This is a genomic window from Shewanella sp. Actino-trap-3 (genome assembly GCF_002836275.1).
Taxonomy (GTDB): Bacteria; Pseudomonadota; Gammaproteobacteria; order Enterobacterales; family Shewanellaceae; genus Shewanella; species Shewanella psychromarinicola.
Genome location: NZ_PJCE01000001.1, coordinates 4,489,343 through 4,511,525, shown reverse-complemented (window position 1 = coordinate 4,511,525; position 22,183 = coordinate 4,489,343). Strand labels below are relative to the sequence as shown.

At 40.6% G+C, this 22,183-nt stretch carries 22 protein-coding genes and 2 tRNA genes; 6 read left to right on the top strand and 18 right to left on the bottom strand.

Annotated elements, in window-relative coordinates; genetic code table 11:
- Positions 1–6 precede the first annotated feature (6 nt).
- Together CXF80_RS19795 and trmB are read right to left on the bottom strand one after the other, a co-directional pair.
- The gene (locus tag CXF80_RS19795) at positions 7–333 is read right to left on the bottom strand and encodes a YggL family protein (protein WP_101034588.1); all 327 of its coding nucleotides are present in this window, start codon (positions 331–333) and stop codon (positions 7–9) included.
- A gap of 36 nt (positions 334–369) precedes the next feature.
- Positions 370–1,086, bottom strand: a complete 717-nt coding sequence (trmB, locus tag CXF80_RS19790; protein WP_101034587.1) for a tRNA (guanosine(46)-N7)-methyltransferase TrmB — start codon at positions 1,084–1,086, stop codon at positions 370–372.
- A gap of 250 nt (positions 1,087–1,336) precedes the next feature.
- On the opposite strand from trmB, the gene mutY reads away from it, so the two are divergent.
- Both mutY and CXF80_RS19780 read left to right on the top strand, forming a co-directional pair.
- Positions 1,337–2,410, top strand: a complete 1,074-nt coding sequence (gene mutY / locus CXF80_RS19785) for an A/G-specific adenine glycosylase (protein ID WP_101034586.1) — start codon at positions 1,337–1,339, stop codon at positions 2,408–2,410.
- A 34-nt stretch (positions 2,411–2,444) separates the two neighbouring features.
- A complete protein-coding gene (locus CXF80_RS19780; protein WP_101034585.1) occupies positions 2,445–2,723 on the top strand; it encodes an oxidative damage protection protein in 279 nt (92 codons plus the stop codon).
- A gap of 164 nt (positions 2,724–2,887) precedes the next feature.
- Here the strand turns inward: CXF80_RS19780 and CXF80_RS19775 are convergent, their stop codons facing one another.
- Positions 2,888–3,463: a YceI family protein gene (locus tag CXF80_RS19775; RefSeq protein WP_101034584.1), complete on the bottom strand. Its 576-nt coding sequence runs from the start codon at positions 3,461–3,463 to the stop codon at positions 2,888–2,890.
- A 124-nt stretch (positions 3,464–3,587) separates the two neighbouring features.
- Positions 3,588–4,142 carry a cytochrome b gene (locus tag CXF80_RS19770; RefSeq protein ID WP_101034583.1) on the bottom strand — a complete coding sequence of 185 codons (555 nt, stop codon included), beginning with the start codon at positions 4,140–4,142 and terminating at the stop codon, positions 3,588–3,590.
- Between the two features lie 1,042 nt (positions 4,143–5,184).
- Between CXF80_RS19770 and CXF80_RS19760 the strand changes: the two genes are divergently transcribed.
- Both CXF80_RS19760 and CXF80_RS19755 read left to right on the top strand, forming a co-directional pair.
- Positions 5,185–5,260 (top strand) — tRNA-Phe (locus CXF80_RS19760).
- Positions 5,261–5,267: 7 nt separating this feature from the next.
- Positions 5,268–5,343 (top strand) — tRNA-Thr (locus CXF80_RS19755).
- 141 nt (positions 5,344–5,484) lie between these two features.
- Here the strand turns inward: CXF80_RS19755 and CXF80_RS19750 are convergent.
- The 3 genes from CXF80_RS19750 to CXF80_RS19740 all read right to left on the bottom strand — a co-directional run bounded on the left by CXF80_RS19750 (position 5,485) and on the right by CXF80_RS19740 (position 8,323).
- A complete protein-coding gene (locus CXF80_RS19750; protein WP_101034582.1) occupies positions 5,485–6,186 on the bottom strand; it encodes a SapC family protein in 702 nt (233 codons plus the stop codon).
- Positions 6,187–6,423: 237 nt separating this feature from the next.
- Complete coding sequence (locus tag CXF80_RS19745) at positions 6,424–7,710, bottom strand: NAD(P)/FAD-dependent oxidoreductase (protein WP_101034581.1); 1,287 nt, start codon at positions 7,708–7,710, stop codon at positions 6,424–6,426.
- 274 nt (positions 7,711–7,984) lie between these two features.
- Positions 7,985–8,323: a P-II family nitrogen regulator gene (locus CXF80_RS19740; RefSeq protein ID WP_101034580.1), complete on the bottom strand. Its 339-nt coding sequence runs from the start codon at positions 8,321–8,323 to the stop codon at positions 7,985–7,987.
- Between the two features lie 226 nt (positions 8,324–8,549).
- On the opposite strand from CXF80_RS19740, the gene CXF80_RS19735 reads away from it, so the two are divergent.
- Positions 8,550–9,071: a GspH/FimT family pseudopilin gene (locus CXF80_RS19735; RefSeq protein ID WP_101034579.1), complete on the top strand. Its 522-nt coding sequence runs from the start codon at positions 8,550–8,552 to the stop codon at positions 9,069–9,071.
- Positions 9,072–9,215: 144 nt separating this feature from the next.
- On the top strand, positions 9,216–9,740 hold the full coding sequence (locus CXF80_RS19730) for a GspH/FimT family pseudopilin (RefSeq protein ID WP_101034578.1): 525 nt from the start codon (positions 9,216–9,218) through the stop codon (positions 9,738–9,740).
- Between the two features lie 14 nt (positions 9,741–9,754).
- Here the strand turns inward: CXF80_RS19730 and CXF80_RS19725 are convergent, their stop codons facing one another.
- The 11 genes from CXF80_RS19725 to ribF all read right to left on the bottom strand — a co-directional run bounded on the left by CXF80_RS19725 (position 9,755) and on the right by ribF (position 22,063).
- Positions 9,755–10,054 carry a TapY2 family type IVa secretion system protein gene (locus tag CXF80_RS19725; protein ID WP_232772185.1) on the bottom strand — a complete coding sequence of 100 codons (300 nt, stop codon included), beginning with the start codon at positions 10,052–10,054 and terminating at the stop codon, positions 9,755–9,757.
- A complete protein-coding gene (locus CXF80_RS19720; protein ID WP_101034577.1) occupies positions 10,054–10,443 on the bottom strand; it encodes a type IV pilin protein in 390 nt (129 codons plus the stop codon). The genes CXF80_RS19725 and CXF80_RS19720 overlap by 1 nt, the downstream gene beginning before the upstream one ends.
- A 17-nt stretch (positions 10,444–10,460) precedes the next feature.
- The gene (locus CXF80_RS19715) at positions 10,461–13,994 is read right to left on the bottom strand and encodes a pilus assembly protein (protein WP_101034576.1); all 3,534 of its coding nucleotides are present in this window, start codon (positions 13,992–13,994) and stop codon (positions 10,461–10,463) included.
- A 17-nt stretch (positions 13,995–14,011) separates the two neighbouring features.
- Positions 14,012–14,443: a pilus assembly PilX family protein gene (locus tag CXF80_RS19710; RefSeq protein WP_443019076.1), complete on the bottom strand. Its 432-nt coding sequence runs from the start codon at positions 14,441–14,443 to the stop codon at positions 14,012–14,014.
- Positions 14,444–14,540: 97 nt separating this feature from the next.
- Positions 14,541–15,506 carry a PilW family protein gene (locus tag CXF80_RS19705; protein WP_101034574.1) on the bottom strand — a complete coding sequence of 322 codons (966 nt, stop codon included), beginning with the start codon at positions 15,504–15,506 and terminating at the stop codon, positions 14,541–14,543.
- Positions 15,503–16,060 carry a type IV pilus modification protein PilV gene (gene pilV / locus CXF80_RS19700; RefSeq protein WP_101034839.1) on the bottom strand — a complete coding sequence of 186 codons (558 nt, stop codon included), beginning with the start codon at positions 16,058–16,060 and terminating at the stop codon, positions 15,503–15,505. The genes CXF80_RS19705 and pilV overlap by 4 nt, the downstream gene beginning before the upstream one ends.
- 269 nt (positions 16,061–16,329) lie before the next feature.
- Positions 16,330–17,289 (bottom strand): 4-hydroxy-3-methylbut-2-enyl diphosphate reductase, encoded by a 960-nt coding sequence (ispH, locus tag CXF80_RS19695; protein ID WP_101034573.1) that lies wholly within the window; start codon positions 17,287–17,289, stop codon positions 16,330–16,332.
- Between the two features lie 12 nt (positions 17,290–17,301).
- On the bottom strand, positions 17,302–17,745 hold the full coding sequence (fkpB, locus tag CXF80_RS19690) for an FKBP-type peptidyl-prolyl cis-trans isomerase (RefSeq protein WP_101034572.1): 444 nt from the start codon (positions 17,743–17,745) through the stop codon (positions 17,302–17,304).
- A gap of 2 nt (positions 17,746–17,747) precedes the next feature.
- Complete coding sequence (gene lspA, locus CXF80_RS19685) at positions 17,748–18,260, bottom strand: signal peptidase II (protein WP_101034571.1); 513 nt, start codon at positions 18,258–18,260, stop codon at positions 17,748–17,750.
- Positions 18,261–18,272: 12 nt separating this feature from the next.
- Positions 18,273–21,095, bottom strand: coding sequence for an isoleucine--tRNA ligase (gene ileS / locus CXF80_RS19680; protein WP_101034570.1), 2,823 nt, complete (start codon positions 21,093–21,095; stop codon positions 18,273–18,275).
- A gap of 32 nt (positions 21,096–21,127) precedes the next feature.
- Positions 21,128–22,063: a bifunctional riboflavin kinase/FAD synthetase gene (gene ribF, locus CXF80_RS19675; RefSeq protein ID WP_101034569.1), complete on the bottom strand. Its 936-nt coding sequence runs from the start codon at positions 22,061–22,063 to the stop codon at positions 21,128–21,130.
- Positions 22,064–22,183: the final 120 nt, after the last annotated feature.

The following is a 22,183-nucleotide window of genomic DNA, read 5'->3' as shown; positions in this document are numbered from 1 at the left end:
TTTAGCTTAACCCCACCAAATATCATATAAATCACTGACTTCAAGGTTAGAAACTGGCTTGTCTTTCCAGAATGCATTGACTGCTGCAATATCTTCATCAGTACATTTACCGATAGTTTGGGTAGCCATAATGCCTTCCCATTGCTTGTGTCCACCACCGTGGAAACCTAATTGACGTGGTTCAATCACTTGAGCAATAAACTGATCAACCAAACTATCGATATCTTGTTCAGAAACTGACTCATTAAATGTCCAGTTCATTTCGAAACCTAATTCTTGAAATTCATCAACTCGTAATTTTTTACGTAAACGTCGACTGCGATTTTGCGCCATGGTGTATTCTCCGATTGCTAAAAAGTGTAGTAGTGATTAAGCGATACGCTCAAACATGATATCCCATACGCCGTGACCAAGTCTGTGGCCTCTTGCTTCAAACTTTGTAAGCGGACGGTGGTCTGGACGTTCGACAACTGTACCAGTTGTTGATTGATTATTATAACCTTCAGCGGCATTCATTATGTCTAACATATGCTCGCTGTAATTTTCCCAATCAGTGGCCATGTGAAACACACCACCAATTTTAAGCTTACGACGGACTAGCTGTACAAACTCAGCTTGTACAATCCGGCGCTTGTTATGACGTTTTTTATGCCATGGATCGGGGAAAAACAATTGTACCCGCGCAAGTGAACCATCAAGAATGCTGTGCTCTAGCACTTCCATTGCATCATGATGATATACACGTAAGTTAGTAACTTCAGCAGCACCGGCCTCAGAAAGACACGTACCAATGCCTGGCTTATGCACTTCTATGCCAATAAAATTTTGTTCTGGGGCTGCTTTTGCCATTTGCACTAATGATGCACCCATACCAAAACCTATTTCTAGAACGGTATCAGCATCGCGACCAAACACTTGGTTTAAATCCAACGGTTGTGGAGTGTAATCAAGTCCCATTGCTGGCCAATGTGCTTCAATTGCTTGAGATTGGCCTTTGGTTAAACGGCCTTCACGTAAAACAAAACTTCTGATTTTACGAATGTATTTACCGTCTTCGTTAAATTCAGCTGTGGTAACGTCGCTCATCTTTGCCTCATTGTCTGCGTACTTCTTGTGCTGTTATAGCGAGTGATTAAATGGGTTAGTGGCTAAATGCCATGGTAGCCACTTTTTAGCTGCACATTACGCAATTGTTATCTGTAACAGATCATTTTTAAAGTCAGTGGGCCATTATACCTAAACTGATTGCACATGTTTACGCTAATTTGGTGTAAACGAGTGATTTAAAATAGCCTGGCTACTTGTGTAATAAAATGCCTATGGCTACACTGCGCCCATGAAAAATCTGACTCCATTTTCTGAGCGTATCATCGCTTGGTATGACCTACATGGTCGTAAATCACTGCCTTGGCAGATCAATAAAACGCCTTATCGTGTTTGGGTGTCGGAGATCATGCTCCAGCAAACTCAAGTCGCAACTGTGATTCCCTATTTCCAAAAATTTATTGCGCGTTTCCCTAGCATTATAGATCTTGCTAATGCTCATCAAGATGAGGTGCTGCATTTGTGGACGGGCTTGGGCTATTACGCCAGAGCACGTAATTTACATAAAGCAGCTCAGCATATTCGCGATGCTTTTAACGGCGAGTTCCCTACTCAGTTTGATGATGTAGTGGCTTTATCTGGAATAGGTAAATCGACTGCTGGCGCGGTATTATCCTTATCGCTCGGGCAACACCACCCTATTTTAGATGGTAATGTAAAACGGGTATTGGCCAGACATGGTGCTATTGAAGGCTGGCCTGGACAAAAAAACGTTGAGCAGCAATTATGGCAATTAACCGACACATTAACGCCAGTCAAAGATGTTGAAAAGTTTAACCAAGCAATGATGGATATTGGTTCAAGTGTTTGCACCCGCAGTAAACCCAATTGCGCAGCTTGCCCTGTGGCAATTGATTGTGTGGCTCAACAAAGCGGTCTTCAAAGTCAATATCCAGGTAAAAAACCTAAAAAAATCACTCCAGAAAAATCTGCTTTTATGCTGGTTTTAGTCGATAGCAGCGAAGATTCAGTGAAAGTTCAGCTTATTCAACGTCCACCCGCGGGGATATGGGGGGGATTATGGTGTTTTCCGCAATTTGAGCACCAAGCAGAAATAAATGATTATTTAAGCCTGCATAATTTGACAGAGTCAGAGCAAGGGCTTGCAGGATTTAGGCATACATTCAGTCACTTTCATCTGGATATTCACCCGGTATTAGTTGAACTATCTCCAGATCTCGCTAGCGGTATCATGGAACAAACCTCGGCACTCTGGTATAACATAGAACAACCTGCGAAAGTCGGGTTGGCAGCTGCCACAGAACGTATTTTGGCTAATTTAGCCGTACTTTTCGCGACACATTAATTTTTATCGTAATTAAAGTTAGTAAGGGATCATCATGGCTCGCACCGTTCACTGTCAACATTTAAACAAATCCGCTGACGGCTTAGATTTTCAGCTATACCCTGGCGAATTGGGTAAGCGCATTTTTGATAATATCAGTAAAGAAGCTTGGGGCTTATGGCAACAGAAGCAAACCATGCTCATTAATGAGAAAAAACTCAATATGATGAATGTTGATGACCGTAAATTTCTTGAAGAGCAAATGACTAATTTTTTATTTGAAGGTAAAGACGTTGAAATTGAAGGCTATGTTCCGCCAGCTGAAGACGAGTAACCAGTCAATATAATCAATTGTTTTACATAAAAATAAAGCCGCTTTACTAAGCGGCTTTATTATATCACCTTCATCGAAAAACCTCGTTGTTCGACACGAAGTGACGTCGGTGGGCGCTCATTTATTACTTTGCCTGATGCCAGTTAGTGAACTCATAGTGTTCATTATTGCTTAATGCCTTCCACTACTAATGCTAATTCAACGTTAGCAGAAGCAGGACCTAAATCCATTTTGACACCGAAATCTTTCATCGCAAAAGTCGTTGTACCACTAAAGCCTGCACGGTAACCTCCCCATGGATCTTTACCTTCACCAATGGCAACGGCATCTATGGTTAGGGGTTTGGTCACGCCATTTAAGGTAAAATCACCATTAATCACAAACTGGTTATTACCTTTATCCACTATGGATGTCGACGTAAAAGTGGCTTGAGGGAATTTACTGGTATTTAAAAAGTCTTCACTGCGCAAATGCTTGTCACGTTCGGCGTGATTTGAATCAACACTGTTAGTGTTAATTTTGACGTTCAGTTTGGCATCAGCCAATTTGTTAGCATCAAAGCTAAAGTCACCTGAAAACTCATTAAAACGTCCTACCACAAAACTATAACCTAAATGGTTAACACTAAATTGAATCGATGCATGTGCACCTTGGGTGTCGATAACATAGTCGGCCGCATTAGCTGCAACGGGTAACATAAGCGTTGAACCGATTATGGCTGCAATAAGGTGTTTTTTCATGATTTTTATTCCTTTAAATTAAGCGTTAATGGTAAATAGGTAGAGTAAATAAATAGAGTCATCATCATCGAACATAACCGTTAGCTGAACCGACGATTAATTAGATTGTTAACCAATACAACTGTTAACGAACATGGTTGGGAATAAGCATTCTTTTCAGAGTATTATCTTTATCTATAATATGATGCTTAATCGCACCTGCGCTATGCAACACAACTAGGCCAATTAAGCTATAAGCAAGGTATTGATGTATAACACCGGCTGTATCAGCTTGTTCGTCAATAAAAGCATTAGGAAACGGCACGGCAAACCAGTCAAAAATCCAAATATCCCTACCATCTGCTGTAGAAATCATAATTCCTGAAAACATAATCAGCAGCATTAACGTATAAAGACTAGCATGTGCCCAGGTTGCCATACGTTTTTCCCATGGCTGATGGTTAGGTAATGCACTAGGCGTTAGTGACATAGCTCGCCAAACTAATCTTAACAAGGTTAATCCGAGTAACAGCAGACCAATACTTTTATGAACATGTGGCGCAGTTTGGTACCAACTACTGTAGTACGTAAGATCAACCATCCAATAACCTACAATAAAAAGGCTAATAACTGCGATGGCGGACAACCAATGGGTCAAAATGGTTATTAATCCATAGCCAGCTGAAGTGTTTTTTAACATGTTACCTTCCTCAATAAACTCACAACATATTAATGTCATTTTTAGTAAAGAAAACCGCTAAATATAGGAGTATTCATTCGATAAAATAGAAATGAATTGTTAATAAAGATTCTCTGTGAGGATGATGAACCGTTTTAGTCGGTACAAGAGCGGTAAATACCCATTATAGTAAGAAAAAACGCATCCACTTGTCCGTTAACAGCTCGAGTACGGTTAACTAGGATAGAAAACGAACCCACAACGGGAATTAAACACTCTATATATGGGGTATACAAGGTTAATAGCGAGTACTCAACGTTAAGTATGAGGTAATAATAATTGTCTTTTTAGCTTATTGAGCCAAGCAAAGTCAGCGCTTAAACGCATCTTACTTAGGATGTCTTATACCGCTCCCCCCTCTTAATGCTATTAACGACTATGGTTAACCTCAAAATGGCTTAAAGAAAATCAGTAAATGGATTATGCCTGCTATTAGCTGGGTTTTGCCTTTCTTTATAGGAAACTGACACAGTTACGCTCACCTATATACTGCATGACTAGGGCCTGTTGATCTTCGCTGGTTAAATTTTGTTCGAGATGAAAACGTTTTAATTGAGGCGAGTGGATTGCTGCCTAGCAATCTAAGCAACACTCGCTTATCAAAGACTCACTCAACAAAGAGTAAAACGTTTTTAGCCGACCCCTTCGGGCAGCGTTTGTTGGTCATTTCTACTGCGTTATCGACTTTTTATGTAGAATAACTACACCACAAAGCCTCTGCCTTGTAGCTCATGTTAAGTAATGAGCAACAATTCGCTGCAAAAACAACATTGAAAGATCAACAGGCCCTAGTATATTAATTCCTCCCTTCGCGTTAAAAACCATCAATTACTTATAAAAAGCCACCCGTTTGCACATTAACTAGCCGAACGAGTGAAAACATTTGAAAAACCACTTGCACGATAAAAACCATCACTATACTATGTGCGCACTCCAGACGAGACAGGTATTGATTACCAAGTTAATACTTAGTCTGTAGTAGTTAACTGACACTTAGTTAGTTGCCCGAATAGCTCAGTCGGTAGAGCAGAGGATTGAAAATCCTCGTGTCCCTGGTTCGATTCCGGGTTCGGGCACCACAATTTAGCCGGCATAGCTCAGCTGGTAGAGCAACTGACTTGTAATCAGTAGGTCCCGAGTTCGACTCTTGGTGCCGGCACCATAAAAACAAAAAAGCCACTCAATGAGTGGCTTTTTTGTATCTGAAATGTATTCGATTTAAGCGCTCTATTTATTGCATTTTAGCTTCTTAAAACAAAACAGGCACTCAATTGAGTGCCTGTTTTAATATAACCTTACGAAACTATCGACCAAGCGCTTCAATTCGAGCTAAGCGATTAACTTGGTTAAGTGAGCCTAAATGACCGTATATAGGACCGAGTAAACCACGCTTTTTAAGCTCAATGAACTCTTCATCGGTTAGTGCATTTAATTTAGCTTCATCAATAAGATATAAACCATTAATATTACGTTTTTCACCGGCGACATCAACAGTTAGAGTCTGATTAATCAACAAGCCTTTTTCATCTAAAAAGCTCAAAATACCCCGTGTAGCTTGATCTTGTTCATAGTGACTAATCAATGCTTGCTTACGCGCTTCTAAAAATGGGGTTTCTTTACCCTCTTCAAATAATGCTTGGCCGTCTTCTTTAGTCACTTCTTTAGCATTTTCACGAATGCCAATCCACACTTTATCTTTAACGTCTGGGTTAACGACTAAGCCAAGAGGATAATCTCGTACAACCGCAGGAATATACAAGCCTTGCCATTTGCCGTCTTTTACACTTAGATTCTGACCAGGCTTTAACCCTAGCATAGCAACTGATTGAAACTCGTTTGTGTCACTATTTTTAACGAATACGATAGGATATTCAGTGGCAGCGCGATTAATTTCATGTAAGGTTACAGGCACAATGTGCTGTTCTGCCACGTGTGAAAAATCACTTGGAGTCAGTTTTAAATCACCATGTTTGGTTTGTTCTAATAATGTAATTTCGTTGGGCATCTTGGCTCCTTGAAGCACTGATTATCTTCTCTGATTTAAGTACAACATCATTGTCATACCTTAGGTTAACAAATAATTAATAACTGAAACTACCAAGTTAAATCTTAAATTCAAGTATATTTAGGCTAAATTGCGTCAATAATCACCAAGTGACCAATTCTTGTCCAAAAAAGGCTTTGTATTCAATAAAAAGAATACAATGGGCGCTGATTATCGATTTATTGGCCGGGTAATCACCTAATGCAATTTCAGTTTAGGACGTTGCCAGCGAAGTAGCTTTTGCGCAATACGGTATACAGAAGCGGAGAACCAGCCATATAAACTGGCTAAATGACGTTGGTAAAGCGAGATATACATCAAACGTGCAACGTGACCTTCAACAAAAAAGTCTCCCGAACGAAGGTTACCCATTAAATTTCCAACCGCAGAAAAACGACTGAGCGATACCAGTGAACCATAGTCTTTATAAACGAAAGGTTTTTCTGGTTGCTGCTTCATCTTTAAGCAAATATTGTCATATAGGCGATCGGCCATTTGGGCAGCTGCTTGGGCTCTGGGTGGTGCAGGTTTACCTGATGGTAAAATTAATTGAGCACAGTCACCTAAGGCGTAAATATCATTAAGGCCTTTAACATGCATACACTCATCTACATCGATTTGATTACGTGGCGTAATAGGTAATTGGGTAAAATTTTCAAAGACCTTTGGACCTTTAACACCTGCTGCCCATACTTTTATATTGGCTTTAATCGTCTCACCTGTCGCAGTAACAAAGCCTTCTTTAGTCACTTCTTTAACCTGCACACCTAAGTGCAACTTTACCCCTAATTTTGACAGTACAGTTTGTGCCCTCGAACTGACTTGTTCAGGTAATTGGGGAAGAATTTTAGTGGATGCTTCAATTAGGTTTATATCTAAATGATCTTTGGAGATATTTTGATAACCGTACTCCCTCACAGACTCAATAACATGATGGAGTTCAGCGGCCAGCTCGACGCCTGTTGCACCGGCACCTACGATACCGATCCCTAATTGGTCTTGAGTTTCATTAAGCTGTAAGAGTGCATCCATAAGCTTATGGTGAAAAAGATTTGCACTGTCTAAACTGTCTAAGAAAATACAATGTTTTTCAGCACCCGGTGTATTAAAGCTATTTGAAACCCCGCCTAATGCAAGCACAAGAGTATCGTATTCAATACTGCGCGCGGCAATGATCATCTCGCCTTCATCGTTATACACTGGAGCAAGTTGAATTTGCTTAGTGCTTGGGTCGCATTGTTCAATTGCGCCACGGATATATCGATAGCCATTCTTTAATCCGTGATCTCGATATTGCAGGCCTTCAATTGATTGATCAATCACACCAACGGCAACTTCATGTAACTTGGGTTTCCAAATATGGATGGTATTTTTATCAATCAGACTAATATCGATTAACGGACTTTTACCAAACTTCCGTCCCAATTTGGAGGCCAATGCTAACCCTGCAGCCCCACCACCCACAATAACAATTCGTTGAACCATACATTACCTCAGAGATACCCTATGCCAGCAACTATGTAACCTAACTGTGGATAATAAACGGTTATCAAACAGCCCTTTGCTGCGCGGCCAAAGTTGCATCGACTTAAAATGGGCCCGCTATTGACGCGTCAATACGTCTTGCGATCAAAACACATGGCGAGTTTGATGTTGTAGACTTGAAATAAAGCCGTTTTTAACAATTTATCCCTTCTCTTATCCAGAGTTGAGGTTAACTAAACAAAATGTACAAGTGAAAAAAAAGGCCCTGTGGGCCTTATACTGCTTCTTCGTTTTCTTCACCGGTACGAATTCGAATGACTCGCTCAACGTCGGTTACAAATATTTTACCATCACCAATCTTTCCCGTTCTGGCGATATCAACAATAACATCGATTGCACGTTCAAGAATTTCATCTTGAATAACCAATTCGATTTTTACTTTTGGTAAAAAATCCACCATGTATTCTGCGCCACGATAAAGCTCGGTATGACCTTTTTGACGGCCAAAACCTTTGACTTCAGACACTGTCATACCCGTAATGCCAATTTCAGCAAGTGACTCACGCACATCATCAAGTTTAAATGGCTTAATAATCGCTTCGACTTTTTTCATTAAATACTCCTGTCATCGGCTAAGTTGTTGATTAAGCATTTGTCCTGATTACAGTTTATATGCTTACTAATATCATTCAAATATCTTACTTGAAAGCGCAGCCAATTGTCGCGGCTATTTTACGTATTTATGAAAAGATATTTCGCAGCAAACTTGCTGTTCGTTTTCTATACTAGGTTAAGTTTTACTGCAGGACGCAGCCGACAACGTTTAAGGATGAACCAGTATGCCTCATTTTAATCACATAAAAGGCTTTAGTCTGATTGAGTTAATAGTAACTATGCTGATTGCCACACTAATTTCACTCATCGCAATTCCCTCATTTACTGCATTAATTGAACAAGTCAGGGCAAGTAGTAATATTAAAGTGATCCAACAGACCATTCAATTAGGCCGAAATATGGCAATCAGTTATGGCTCGAGGGTAACAATTTGCCCTTTAGTCGACAACTTGTGTTCATCGGATTGGAGTATTGGGTTAAGTGTATTTATTGACCATGGGCAAAAAAACCAACTTGATGCCAGTGATCGCTTACTCCAACAAACATCTCCTTTTCATGAAAATGATTACATTGACTACAACCGTCCCGCGATTAGATTTCAACCCGATGGATTAGCTTCAGGCACTAATGGAACATTAACCTATTGCCCCGGCTCTGTTGACAGTCCTTATTCAAAAGCGGTAATTGTTAATCAAGCTGGTAGGGTAAGAATGTCAAACAAGAAAAATATAGAATGTAAATTTTAACAAAATGTAAAATGACAAAATATAAAATAATAAAGATTATTGATAAAGAATTGATTAGCAGTGATGTCTGCAAATAGTCAATAAAACACTGTCATTCATGTTGCGCTTGGTTATACTCTGTTTTATATAGCAGAGGAATTGCGCATGAAAAAAATACATTCTGGATTTACCCTAATAGAATTGATGGTGACCATTACCGTTGCTGCAATACTGTTAGCTATTGGCGTGCCATCGTTAACAAGCCTTTATGAAGGTATAAGAGCAAGAAGTGTTATCAGCACCATTGAATCCTCGTTTGTATTTGCCCGTAGTCAAGCCGTTAGTTACGGAAGCAGAGTTTCTATCTGTCCTATGACAACAACGTCGTGTGGGGGTGACTGGACAAAAGGATTTAGTGTATTTATTGATAATGGTACTGTTGGGTCAATGGATACAACCAATGGCATTGCTGATGTGGTTCTACGTAAAGTAGACGCGTTTAATAGTAATGATATTATTAAATCTGACTTATCACGTTTAAGTTTTAATTCTGACGGCTTAATGTCAAATGGCAGTAGCGGAATATTTCGCTATTGCCCTGGGTCAGCAGATAACAGCTCATCTGAAGCGATAAGCATCAATTCCTCTGGACGTATTTCAACAATAACGTCCACAGTAAATTGCAATTAATATAAAAACTCCATCTATCTTACCGTCAATAAATCCTTAGCTAAAGCGTTAATATTTTGAAATGTATCATCTAACTCAACGCACTCAACAACCTCTTTTATATATACATCAAGCTTGCCTAATTTGTACTTTGTTGCTGGTAATTTTGCAATCATCAACTGTATTTTAGAAGGTTTCCAGCTATAAAAATTTATCTCATAACCGTTAGTTGATTCTACGTAGCATTTATAGTCAATCAATTTTTCTGTCGCCATAAGCCCAGTTGAATAGACAAAGCTTAGACCTAGCATACTCAAAATAAATATTTTTTTCATTACCAACACTCCGTGGGACTTTTAGAACCTACTGACGTTAACGATATGGTTGCACAAACAGCATCTCTTGTCGCTTGCACCCCGACTGCAGTTGCAGTGACCGTATAATCATCTCCGCTCAATGTGGTATCAATTTGATAATAGGTATTCTCCACAATCCAAGGGTCTTCCTTAAGTCCAAGTTTTGTCATGTCAGTAGCAAAGCTTCGATGATCTAAATAGTACTGTTCTTGCAAGTTAGCGACATGCATAACGCCAGCTAATCCATCAGCACGCGCACCTTTTGCAACAAACTGAGTATAGTTTGGGTATGCAATAGCCGCTAATATGCCCACTATCACAACGGTGATCATCACTTCTATTAATGTGAATCCTTTCTGATTTATCATTACAGTTATACTCACTTTTACTCGGCTATATAGTAATAATTCTTGTTAACGCCTAATCCGTTACCAACCTTACCAAAGCCAATCAAGTACATAGGACTCTCGTTATCATAGCCCCCGTCGTCATCGTCATTGTCATCGCTAGTAGTACTATCATTAGGTGGAATAACAAGTGTTAGTGTATCAGGCACTCGCTCACCCAGCTCATAGTATGTAGCAGCATAAGAACGAGTACCTCTGTGAAGGTCAAATCCATATAAGCGACCTTGTCCAGGAACTAAACATTGGTTCACGGCAGAAATATCCCCAGGGACATAAGAAGTGAAGAACACTCGACCTCGGATAATAGAAGCCGCCGCCAGAGACTTCTCACCGGCATCAGCAAATTGGTAATACCAACCTCTCTTAGAACCGAAGCTTAAATTGTCAGCTTCTGTTGTTGGAGCAGCCGAAGTGACGTCATATAAGTCATCTTTAGTTAACGTAGTCGGTATGGTATTACCGCTAGATGATGAATATGATTTTGAAGTTATATTTCGGTCTTGAAACATGAAAAACATATCAGAGCGATTCTTATCAGACGGATGAGGTCTATTACCAGAGCCAATTGCAACTGCATCATATGGCACATTTTGATAAGACTTCACAGTGCTAGTCCCTGATGGTCCAGTTACCGAAACTTCGGAAATATTTGTAAACGATGTTTGGGCAACTGTTGCTTCAGCAAAGAAACGTCTATCGTCACTTTTCGAATCGCCACCTAAGCTTGCAAATTGGAACGCCGACCATTCTGAAGTTTTATTACTGGGTAAGTCGATACGCCATATATTAGCTCCAGTATCGGTTGCATAAATCCTATCTGTTAGCCCATCCCCATTACTGTCAAGTACCGCGACACTATTTGGAATACTATCTACAATCCCTGGAATTATGGTATTTGATGAACCTGAAGGGGCGAACGAATGTATTAAATTCCCAGATTCGGCATCAAGGATAAAAACGCCTCGGCCAGAAGTATCATCAGTACCGACTTCAGCGCCATCTTTGGCTGCAGGGGAATAACCGGCGCCAACAATGATAACCGGTTTCGCATTATTCCTGGAAGTAGAACCACTTGGCCAATTAGGAATGTAAGTAACAACAGGTTCTGACCAAGTTTGGCCCATTTCACCAAACCCTACGTCATCTACACTTTTTTTCCACATAAATTTAGGCAAATCGGGATTGGTAATATCAATAGCGTAGTAAGATTTTCCTCCTCGTCTCATCCCAAAGAATAACCATGCTTTATCAATACCATTAGTCCCTTGTTTGACATATGAAACCGGAGAACTGTCTAACCCATAAACAGAATGAACACCCGATGGAATATTTGCTCTTAAAGGACGAATGTTAGGCAGAAGCTCGTAAGGCATAAACGCCCAGGACTCTTCAACTGAACTACCTGAATCTTTAAACATATGCATAAAACCAGCATTGGTGCCAAGTAAGATTCTAATATCAGGAGTAGATGAGGTACCAAAATTGAGCGCTAAAGGTTTAGAGTGCAGTGGATCACCCATGACATCTAGACGAATTTCAGACAGGCTTCCAGACTCCTCATCAACATCGAAACCTTGTGACCATTTAAAATAATCATCTAAGTTACCTTCATCAACTCCCATATAGGCAGCTAACTCTGAATCCCCCCCAGCAAATGAAGATGCATTATTTTTCGTAAAACTGGTTAAACCACCACTAGCCGAAAAGTTACCATACAGGGTTCTGGCTTTTGGGTTGTGTATAATATTATAGGTAGCACCACCAATAGTCACATCATTACCATCGCCATTATCGCTAGAAGCAGAACAAACCGCATCGGGTGTCCAATAGGAACAAGCTGAAGAACTCAAATTACCATCAGCATCAATTGCCGGATTACCCTTTTTATCAACGATATCTCCCGAGCCCGTTACTCTTAGCTTTTTTAAATTCCCCCGCCAACGAGGCCCTTTGTTAGGTACGAACATTGCGTAATAAACAGAATCGAATGTTTCAGTTCTGTCAAAATTATTATTCGCAATTGAGGGCGATGTAAAACTGGAATTAACTTCTAATATTTTAGTAAAGACTTTTTGTAATGCAGCGCTTAATTCTGTTGAACTTTTTGCAGCAAAATACTTCCCCCCTCCTTCATCTGCTGTTTTAGTTAGCAACTCTGCAGCGTCATCAGCACCAGTACTAAAACCAATAGTAAAAGTAGTAACGTTCTGATCTCCAGAGATATTAGTATTTACATCATTGTTATTCATCCAACCGGCAAGATTCGGTAGGAAACTAGTAAAGTCAGGATTTGCATTTACAAAACCGGTCTTATTTACGTTTGGTAAATTTTTAATCAGACTATCGGCATTATTATCTAGAGTCGGAACACCGTCGGTAATATAGACAACATATGCTCTATTTTGGCACTCTTTGAAGGGCGAAATATAGTTATTGCCATTCTCGATAGTTATATCTCTTGGTGGTTGATTTGGAGTATAGGAATATCCACTGGGCTTTTTATCTTTTTTTCCAAAAGTTACCGCGTTGCCGCCAAAATAACTATATGCTTCATAGAGCGTTTCACATAATGGAGTATTCGTTTGAGGGTCTAGGTTTGAAATAGTGTTAAGTAAACTAATCTTGTTTGATTCTGACATTGTTTTTATACCAGAAACGATTCTGCCGCCATCAGCATCACCTTCACTAAAAGCATTAATATTAAAAATAGCCAAGCCAAAGTCGACACTAGGTGTGGTTACAATTGTTTCGGTTATCACTTCTTTAGCAATTGCTAATCGACTTTTTGGTTCAGTGACTTTGGGGCCATTATACCAACGAAGGTAATTATCAGTATATAAAGTCAGAGCCTTACCAGTACCAAAACCGGTTTGCTTTGCTTTGACTAAAGCAGCATCGATCGTAGCTTGATTAGATGAACCATTAACTTCAGTATATCTAACAGGATCCTTCTTATTACCGGCACTATCAACCGGAAAACCATCAGGCTGATTTGGAGCATTACGCCATTTAGCAGTATCAATATCATCAAAGCAGTCTAAGACAGTAATATTTGCCCCATTATTATCTGGAACTTCTTGCCAAGTACCATTTTGTCCGCTAAAAGAATACTCGCGAAAAAATCCTGTAAAGACACCATATTTATTAAGATAATCCCAAGAAGTCTCACAGCCATTTATTTCATTTAGAAATCGACGACTTTCTGAAGGACTATCGGGGACTGGCAATGAAGTATTATCGATCCCCCCTTTGGTAAAATACACCATGCGTTCCTGTAATGAGTTATCACTACCGACGGCTGGGTAAGTAACACTTGAGTCATAACCTGACTCTGCATCTGTTTCAATTGTCTTCATAGAGCCTGAATTATCAAAGATAATTAACACTTGAGGTCTTACACCTGTCCGTGCCGAGGATTCATAAACATATAATTCAGTATCATCGGCAAAACTAATCGATGAGTAAGCCAGTATAGTAAATAGTAATGCTGACTGTAATTGTTTAAAAAACATGACTAGCTCCCTGTTCATCATAATACTTCTTTTTCTATCCCAGAAATAACGGTAACTAACCCCATTTCACTGCGTCCGAATGTCGCCGCGCTGGATATCTCGAAACGAAGACAATTGATTAAATTTTGTCCCGTTGCTGCAGGACTTCGTTGACAGCCGACATCACCAATGCTCATCGGCGTTAAAGTACTTGACACACCTAACTCATTATCGATCGTTGTAGAAATAGCCGTCATATTCGCCATTGCGTCTGCATTTGCAACAATGGTTTTATCTTGTGCACCTTGAGCTGATGCCATTGCGTCTAAACGCTCAGAGCCGGCACCTGCCATTCTTAATGACTGAGTAGAATTAACCGCTAATGCCACACCAATTAAGGTCATAAGCACAAGCACTATCAATGAAAAAAACAACACAATACCTTGCTGTTTTCTTTGCGATTTAATCATTTTCATACCATTTACTCACTTAACTACTGTGTTCAACAATTAATAATAAAACACCACACATAATAATAAAAACACCATACATAAAATTTAAATTTGCTTAAAATAAAATAGGGTTTTTTAAAATAATCGTAGTTGAAACCACTTTACGACGGTAATTATCGTTTAATGGTTCAATAGTTTTATCACCCAACTTATAGGTAATATCGTTTTTATAGCTTCTGTCTTTCTCACTTGAACGAACCAACAAGAATACCCTTAAGGCAACTAAACGCTGATTAATGATAATGTTATTCCACTCCCACATTAAGGAAGTCATATTTTGTGCCGGCATATAGCTGTCTGCAGTACCATCACCATTGTTGTCAAATCCATATAAAATGCGCATATTTTCTATACCTTCAACAAGCTGCTCTTCGTTGTTCATGCCATTATTAATTGATAAGGTGCGACGCCTTAATACGGGTATATCACCATCATCCCGGATAAAATAGACATGATGCTGATACTCCCATAATCGACTATCGGTAAGCGAAGGGGCTGCAACGCTGCCATTAAAAAAGACAATATCACTAGAATTAGAAGCCGCATAATAGCGAGTAGCAGTTAATACTGTCACTGGTGGGCCAATTAGGCGTTTAATTTGAATAACATCGGTTTTATTATTTGGGGTTATACACGTTAAGGAGCCAGCACCGACTCCTTGCTCATATCCCCATAATGTACGAAAGTGAGCCTGCAGCCCATTAGGAAAACTAGCATTATTAGGTCCTCCACCGATGCAATCTACGTTAACTGCAGTGGCAGAAACAATAGTATTGCCAAGACTAATACCTAGACGAGTAGCGTCTCCCATAAAGCCCAGCTGACTTAGGTCTCGCTCCATAATTGCCAGTGCAATACGGCCATTTTCTTGCAATTGATTAAACTGGCTTGTGGTAGTCACATTACTTGAAGACATGCTAAACATAGTGAAAAGGCCGGCCGTTAAAAATAAGCTGATTAACATAGCGACCATTAACTCTACCAGCGACATGCCTCGCTGACTATCAAATGCTTTTATCATATTATAATCGCCGTATTGACAACCAATGCTCGCCGTCTATCGCTACTAGAACCACACCCTTTAACAAAACTAGTTTGTCCTTCGGTACCATCTGATGAAACCCTTACGCCCTTCCAAGTCATGACTACGGTGACATTATTGCTAGCGTCGATATCAATACAGGCCGTAGGCGAATCTAAGCCACCCACATTTTGATTGTCAGGTGATTGTTCATTTTCACCTAAAAATGCCCGTTCCCATTGATATAGATCCCAGTTTCTGGTTTCAATATTAGTACAATTGACATTACCACCAACTGCAACATCGCAAGACTTAGCAGATGTAATCGTTGTACCTGTGTAGGTCCCTGCATAAGTAGCTAATTGACCGCTATTGATACGCATACGATTAATAATGTCGTCGGCATAATATGAGGCTTGGGTTTGCTGAAAAGATTCGAAACTGCCTTTCTTGGCAATAATATGAAGATTAAAAATCCCAATAAGGCCTATCACTAGGATCACTAGTGAGACCATAACTTCAATTAAGGAAAATCCATTCCTTTTACATGACATGAGTGCCAACTCCCCTAATAAGGTCAATAGCAGATACTTTCAACCTTAGATCCTTTACTTGAACTTGAATTATTATTATGTATTGATAATAGCTGACTTAAATGTAATCAGATAGTATCAATTTTGTATAATTTCTTATATTAAGCATGATTAAGAGCTCAATACAGTCTTTTCGGTATTATACTCGGTTTATTTTGCAAGTACAAAAAACCCGCAACCAAGTTAGGTTGCGGGTTAATATTGATAGACAGTTGAAACTATTGAAATAATTAACGTAATTCCGCCGGAACTGCAAACACAGTGTCTTCTTTACGACCTTCAACTTCAGTTATCACACTCGGTGCAAGTGTCGCTATCGCGTTAACAACTTGTTGCACTAGCACTTCAGGCGCTGATGCCCCGGCTGTTACTGCCACTTTCTTCACCCCGTTAAACCAGATTGCTTCAACATCGGCGGCGGTATCAACTAAATAAGATTGCGTACCGGTCTTTTCAGCCAGTTCACGTAAACGATTTGAATTAGAACTATTTTTGGAACCGACAACAATCAATAAATCGACTTCAGCAGACATACTTCTTACCGCATCTTGGCGATTTTGTGTCGCGTAGCAAATATCATCCTTACGAGGTCCTTCAATGGAAGGAAAACGCTGTTTTAGTGCAGTAATGATATCCAAGGTGTCATCGACAGAAAGCGTAGTTTGAGTGACAAAACAGAGGTTATCTGGGTTATTGACCTGAAGACTATTCACATCCTCAGGAGATTCAATAAGATAAACACCACCGTTAGGGTTATCATATTGCCCCATGGTGCCTTCAACTTCTGGATGTCCCTCATGACCAATTAAAATGCACTCAACACCCTTGCGACTTGCACGGGTCACTTGTAAATGTACTTTGGTCACTAGAGGACATGTTGCATCAAACACTTTTAAACCACGGTGTTTTGCTTCTTTTCTTACTGTCTGTGATACTCCATGAGCGCTAAAAATAACAATGCTATTGTCTGGTACTTGCTCAAGTTCATCAACGAAAATAGCACCTCGCTGTTTTAGGTTTTCAACCACATAACGATTATGTACGACTTCATGACGTACATAAATTGGAGGTTCAAATAACTCTAAAGCACGTTCTACAATACTGATAGCGCGATCTACCCCTGCGCAAAATCCGCGAGGGTTGGCGAGTAGAATATTAAGCTCAGGAGACGTTGGATCAACTTTTAGCATGTGATACCTTTTTTACTCAGTGATGACACTGACAACTTCAAGTTCAAACGTTATCGTGCGTCCTGCTAGTGGATGGTTTAAGTCGACGGTAATGGAATCGCCAGCAGTATCACGGATAATACCCGGTATTTCACTCCCACCAGGACCGCCAAAACTGACAATAACGCCTTCTTCAAGCTCCATATCTGCAGGAAAGCGGCTTCGGTCCATATAATGAACCGCATCTGGATTGGATTCACCAAAAGCATCTTTTGCCACTAAGGTAAATTGGTGCTTATCACCTTCATTTAAGTCTTTAAGCTGGTCTTCAAAAGCCGGACTTAAGCTACCATCACCAATGTTTAAGCGTGAAGGTTTACCTGATGATTTTGTACTTTCAGCTGTAGATCCATCTTCCAGTACAATATTCATATGACACAACAATGAACGACTATCTTGTTTAGTTAAATCTGTCATAGTTAATCTTGCTCCTTCAATGGCTTTGTCTCGGGTCTAAATGAGTCCCAAATGATCAATGCGGCACCCATAAAGATCCCCGCATCGGCTATATTAAACGCTGGATAATGACTGGTATTCCAGTAGAAATCGATAAAATCAACCACGAAACCATGCATTAAACGATCAATCAAATTACCTAATGCACCGCCAATAACTAACGTAAAAGCGAGGTTGCTGCGCCATAACGAATAAGACTGCTTACGCAACCAGATCGTTAACAAGGTACTAAAACCGAGAGCAATAACGGTAAACAACCACCGCTGCCAGCCACCTGCGTCACTTAAAAAACTGAAAGCCGCGCCGTAGTTTCGCACATAAGTGAAATTAAAAAAGGGTAAAAGCTGTATAGACTCATACAAATCAAAATTGGCGAGCACCCATTGTTTAGAGAGCTGATCGGCTATAAACACCAATGCAGCTACCCAATACCAACGCAAGCCACTGTCTTTCCACGTTAATGGTACAGAACTCATGTATATGCTTCCTTAAGCAAAGTCGCGGTGTTCGCCTTCACCTTCAATATTGGTCACACAGCGTTGACACAATGTTGGGTGAGCTTCAATGGTGCCAACTTCTTCGCGATAGTGCCAGCAACGCTCGCACTTGTGTGCCGCACTTTTAGCAACCACTAACTTAAGCGAGCTTAATTCAGTTTCGATGGCGTCACTACCCGCTTGTGACATATCGGCAACAGCAGCTTTAGAGGTGATCAGTACAAAACGTAACTCATCACCTACTTTAGCTAACTCAGCGGCTAAATCAGCATCAGCAAACAATGTCACTTCCGCTTCTAATGAACCACCAATACGTTTATCACGACGAGCTTGTTCAAGTACTTTGTTAACTTCGTTACGGACAGCTAATAGTTTCTCCCAGTAATCATCACTTAAATCACTGTCAAGTGTCACCGCTTCTAAACCTTGATACCATTCTTGGGTAAACACATACTTTTCACGCTTACCGGGTAGCAACTGCCACAGTTCATCAGCAGTAAAGCTTAAAATGGGTGTCATCCAACGTACCATTGCTTCTGCAATATGATAAAGCGCTGACTGGCAACTACGACGAGCATGACCTTCTTGCTTGGCGGTGTATTGGCGGTCTTTAATAATATCAAGATAAAAACTGCCTAACTCTACTGAACAGAACTGCATCAGCTTTTGAGTCACTAAATGGAAGTTGTATTGATCATACGCTTCAATTATTTCTTGTTGCAGTGCAGCGGCACGGCGCACAACCCAACGGTCTAACGCGACCATGTCTTCAGACGGGATCATGTCAGTTTCTGGGTTAAAGCCATTTAAGTTAGCTAACAAGAAACGGGCAGTATTACGAATTCGACGGTACGCATCAGCGCTGCGATTTAAAATCTCGTCAGAGACTGTCATTTCACCACTGTAATCGGTTGCGGCAACCCATAGACGTAAAATGTCAGCGCCGAGCTTATTGATCACTTGTAAGGGAGCTATCACATTACCGACAGATTTTGACATCTTGCGGCCTTTACCATCAACGGTAAAACCATGAGTCAATACTTGCTTATAAGGTGCTTTACCATTCATCGCCGTTGAAATCATTAATGATGACATAAACCAACCGCGGTGCTGATCGCTACCTTCTAAATACAAATCAATTTCATGTCCTTGAAACTCTGGACGCGCAGCAACAACTGAAGAAAATGATGAGCCTGAGTCAAACCATACGTCCAATGTATCAGTGACTTTACGGTACTGATCTGCTTCATCACCTAACAATTCACTTGCATCTAAATCCCACCAAGCTTGAATACCTTGCTGTTCAATGCGATGCGCAACTCGTTCCATTAATGACACGCTATCGGGATGCAGCTCATCCGTTTCGCGGTGAACAAATAATGTGATCGGTACGCCCCAAGTTCGCTGACGTGAAATACACCAGTCTGGGCGGTTTTCTACCATTTTTTCAATACGGCTTTGACCCCAATCAGGGATCCATTTGGTTTGCTTTATTTCTTCTAATGCTTGCGAACGCAGATCGTGGTTATCCATAGAGATAAACCACTGTGGTGTCGCACGGAAAATAATCGGTGTTTTATGGCGCCAGCAATGTGGATAGCTGTGAAGGTAAGCAACATGAAGTAATAACGCACCTTTCTCTTTTAACAGCTCAACCACATTGGCGTTAGCTTTAAAGACATGCTGACCGGCAAAAAACTCAGTATCGGCTTTATAAACACCGTTATCGCCAACAGGGTTGGCCACTTCCAAACCGTATTTCAGGCCAACAATAAAATCGTCCTGACCGTGACCTGGGGCGGTATGTACAATACCAGTACCCGCATCTGTGGTGACATGGTCACCTAAAATAGCTGGTACATCAAAGGCATAGAATGGGTGGTTAAAGCGCATTAACTCGAGCTCAGCCCCTTTAACTTCGCCTAATAATTGATGGCTTTCAACGCCGTAACGTTCAAGACATGACTCAACAAGCACTTGAGCCAAAATCAATGTTGTGGTTTCACCGTTTTTAACAAACTCAATCAAGCTGTAATCTAACTCGGCGTTTAACGACAATGCACGGTTAGCAGGGATGGTCCACGGCGTAGTAGTCCAAATTGCCATCGCTACTGGTTTAGTATAATTTTCAACGCCAAATTTAGCGGCAACAGCTTGACTATCAACCGCCACAAAAGCGACATCAATAGCCGGAGATTTTCTATCTTCGTATTCCACTTCCGCTTCAGCGAGTGCCGAACCACAGTCGGTACACCAATGCACTGGCTTAACACCTTTGTGCAAATGACCGCTATCAATCACTTTTGCCAGTGAACGAACAATATTCGCTTCAGTTGAAAAATCCATGGTTAAATACGGATTTTGCCAATCGCCTAATACCCCTAAACGAATGAAGTCATCACGTTGACCGTCAACTTGAATAGCAGCATATTTACGACATTCTTCACGGAATTCCGCTGCAGAAATCTTGACACCAGGCTTACCGACTTTTTGCTCAACTTTCAGCTCAATCGGTAATCCATGACAGTCCCAACCAGGGATATAGGGTGCGTCAAAACCAGACATGGTTTTTGACTTAATAATAATGTCTTTAAGAATTTTATTAACAGAGTGACCAATATGAATGCTGCCATTAGCGTATGGAGGGCCATCATGCAGTATGAAAGGTTTACGGCCAATTCGGCTTTCACGGATCTGTTGATACAGTCCATCTTGCGTCCAGCGAGTTAACATTTCTGGCTCGCGATTTGCCAAATTACCGCGCATCGGAAACTCTGTTTCCGGCAAATTCAAAGTAAATTTATAGTCGCTCATTGATCCCATACCATTATTAAAGCTGATTCATTTCAGCTAGCATCGTTGCTAAATAAAGCGCGAGCTTCATTTGCATCATTTAAAATTTGTTTTTTTAGCGCATCCAATGACTCAAAGGGTTGCTCATCACGGATTTTTGCTATTAATTCTACTTCCACTCGTTTGCCGTATAAATCACCGCTAAAATCAAACAAATGGACTTCTAATCTGCAGGTTTGGCCATTTACAGTGGGCCTGAACCCTACATTAGCCACACCGTCATAAATATCGCTGCCATCCCAATACAAACGCACAGCAAATACCCCTCGAACAGGCACAACGTTACGCTTTAATGCTATATTTGCCGTTGGAAAACCGATTGTACGGCCTATTTTTTGTCCGTGAGCAACCCTACCACTTAAAATGAACGGATGTCCCAATAAACGTCTTGCTTGTTCTAAATTTCCTAACGCCAGTTGTTCTCTTACAGCCGTAGAACTTACTCGCGACGACCCAACCACAAAGCTTTGTGTACTGACAACCGTAAAGCCAAATTGCTTACCTGCAGCAACGAGCATGTCAAAAGTACCTTCGCGGCCTTTACCAAAGCAAAAGTCATCACCCACGACGAGATATTTAACCCCGAGTTTTTTGACTAATAACTCTTCAATAAACGCTTCAGCAGGTTGATTAGCAAAAGCGGCAGTAAAATTGATACAGAGTAGCTGGTCAATTTTAAGCTCATCGAGTAATCTAATTTTATCGCGCAGAAGACTGAGACGAGCGGGAGCATCTGCACCACGAAAGCGTTCTTGTGGCTGAGGCTCGAAGGTCATTACTGTTGCAGGTAGTTGAAAATGATGCGCTTTACTAACCAAGCAGCTGATCACCTGCGCATGACCACGATGGACACCATCAAAATTCCCTATGGTCAAAACGCAACCATGATGAGAAGGTAAAATATTGTGTATACCGCGGATTAATTCCATTACGCTCAATACTGCCTATAGCAAATCGGCAGATTATATACCCAAACCAATGTTAGATGCGAGTTTCAGTCTCAGATTATTACACAGGATTTAGGATAACCTGCCGATCCTCGGTCGGCG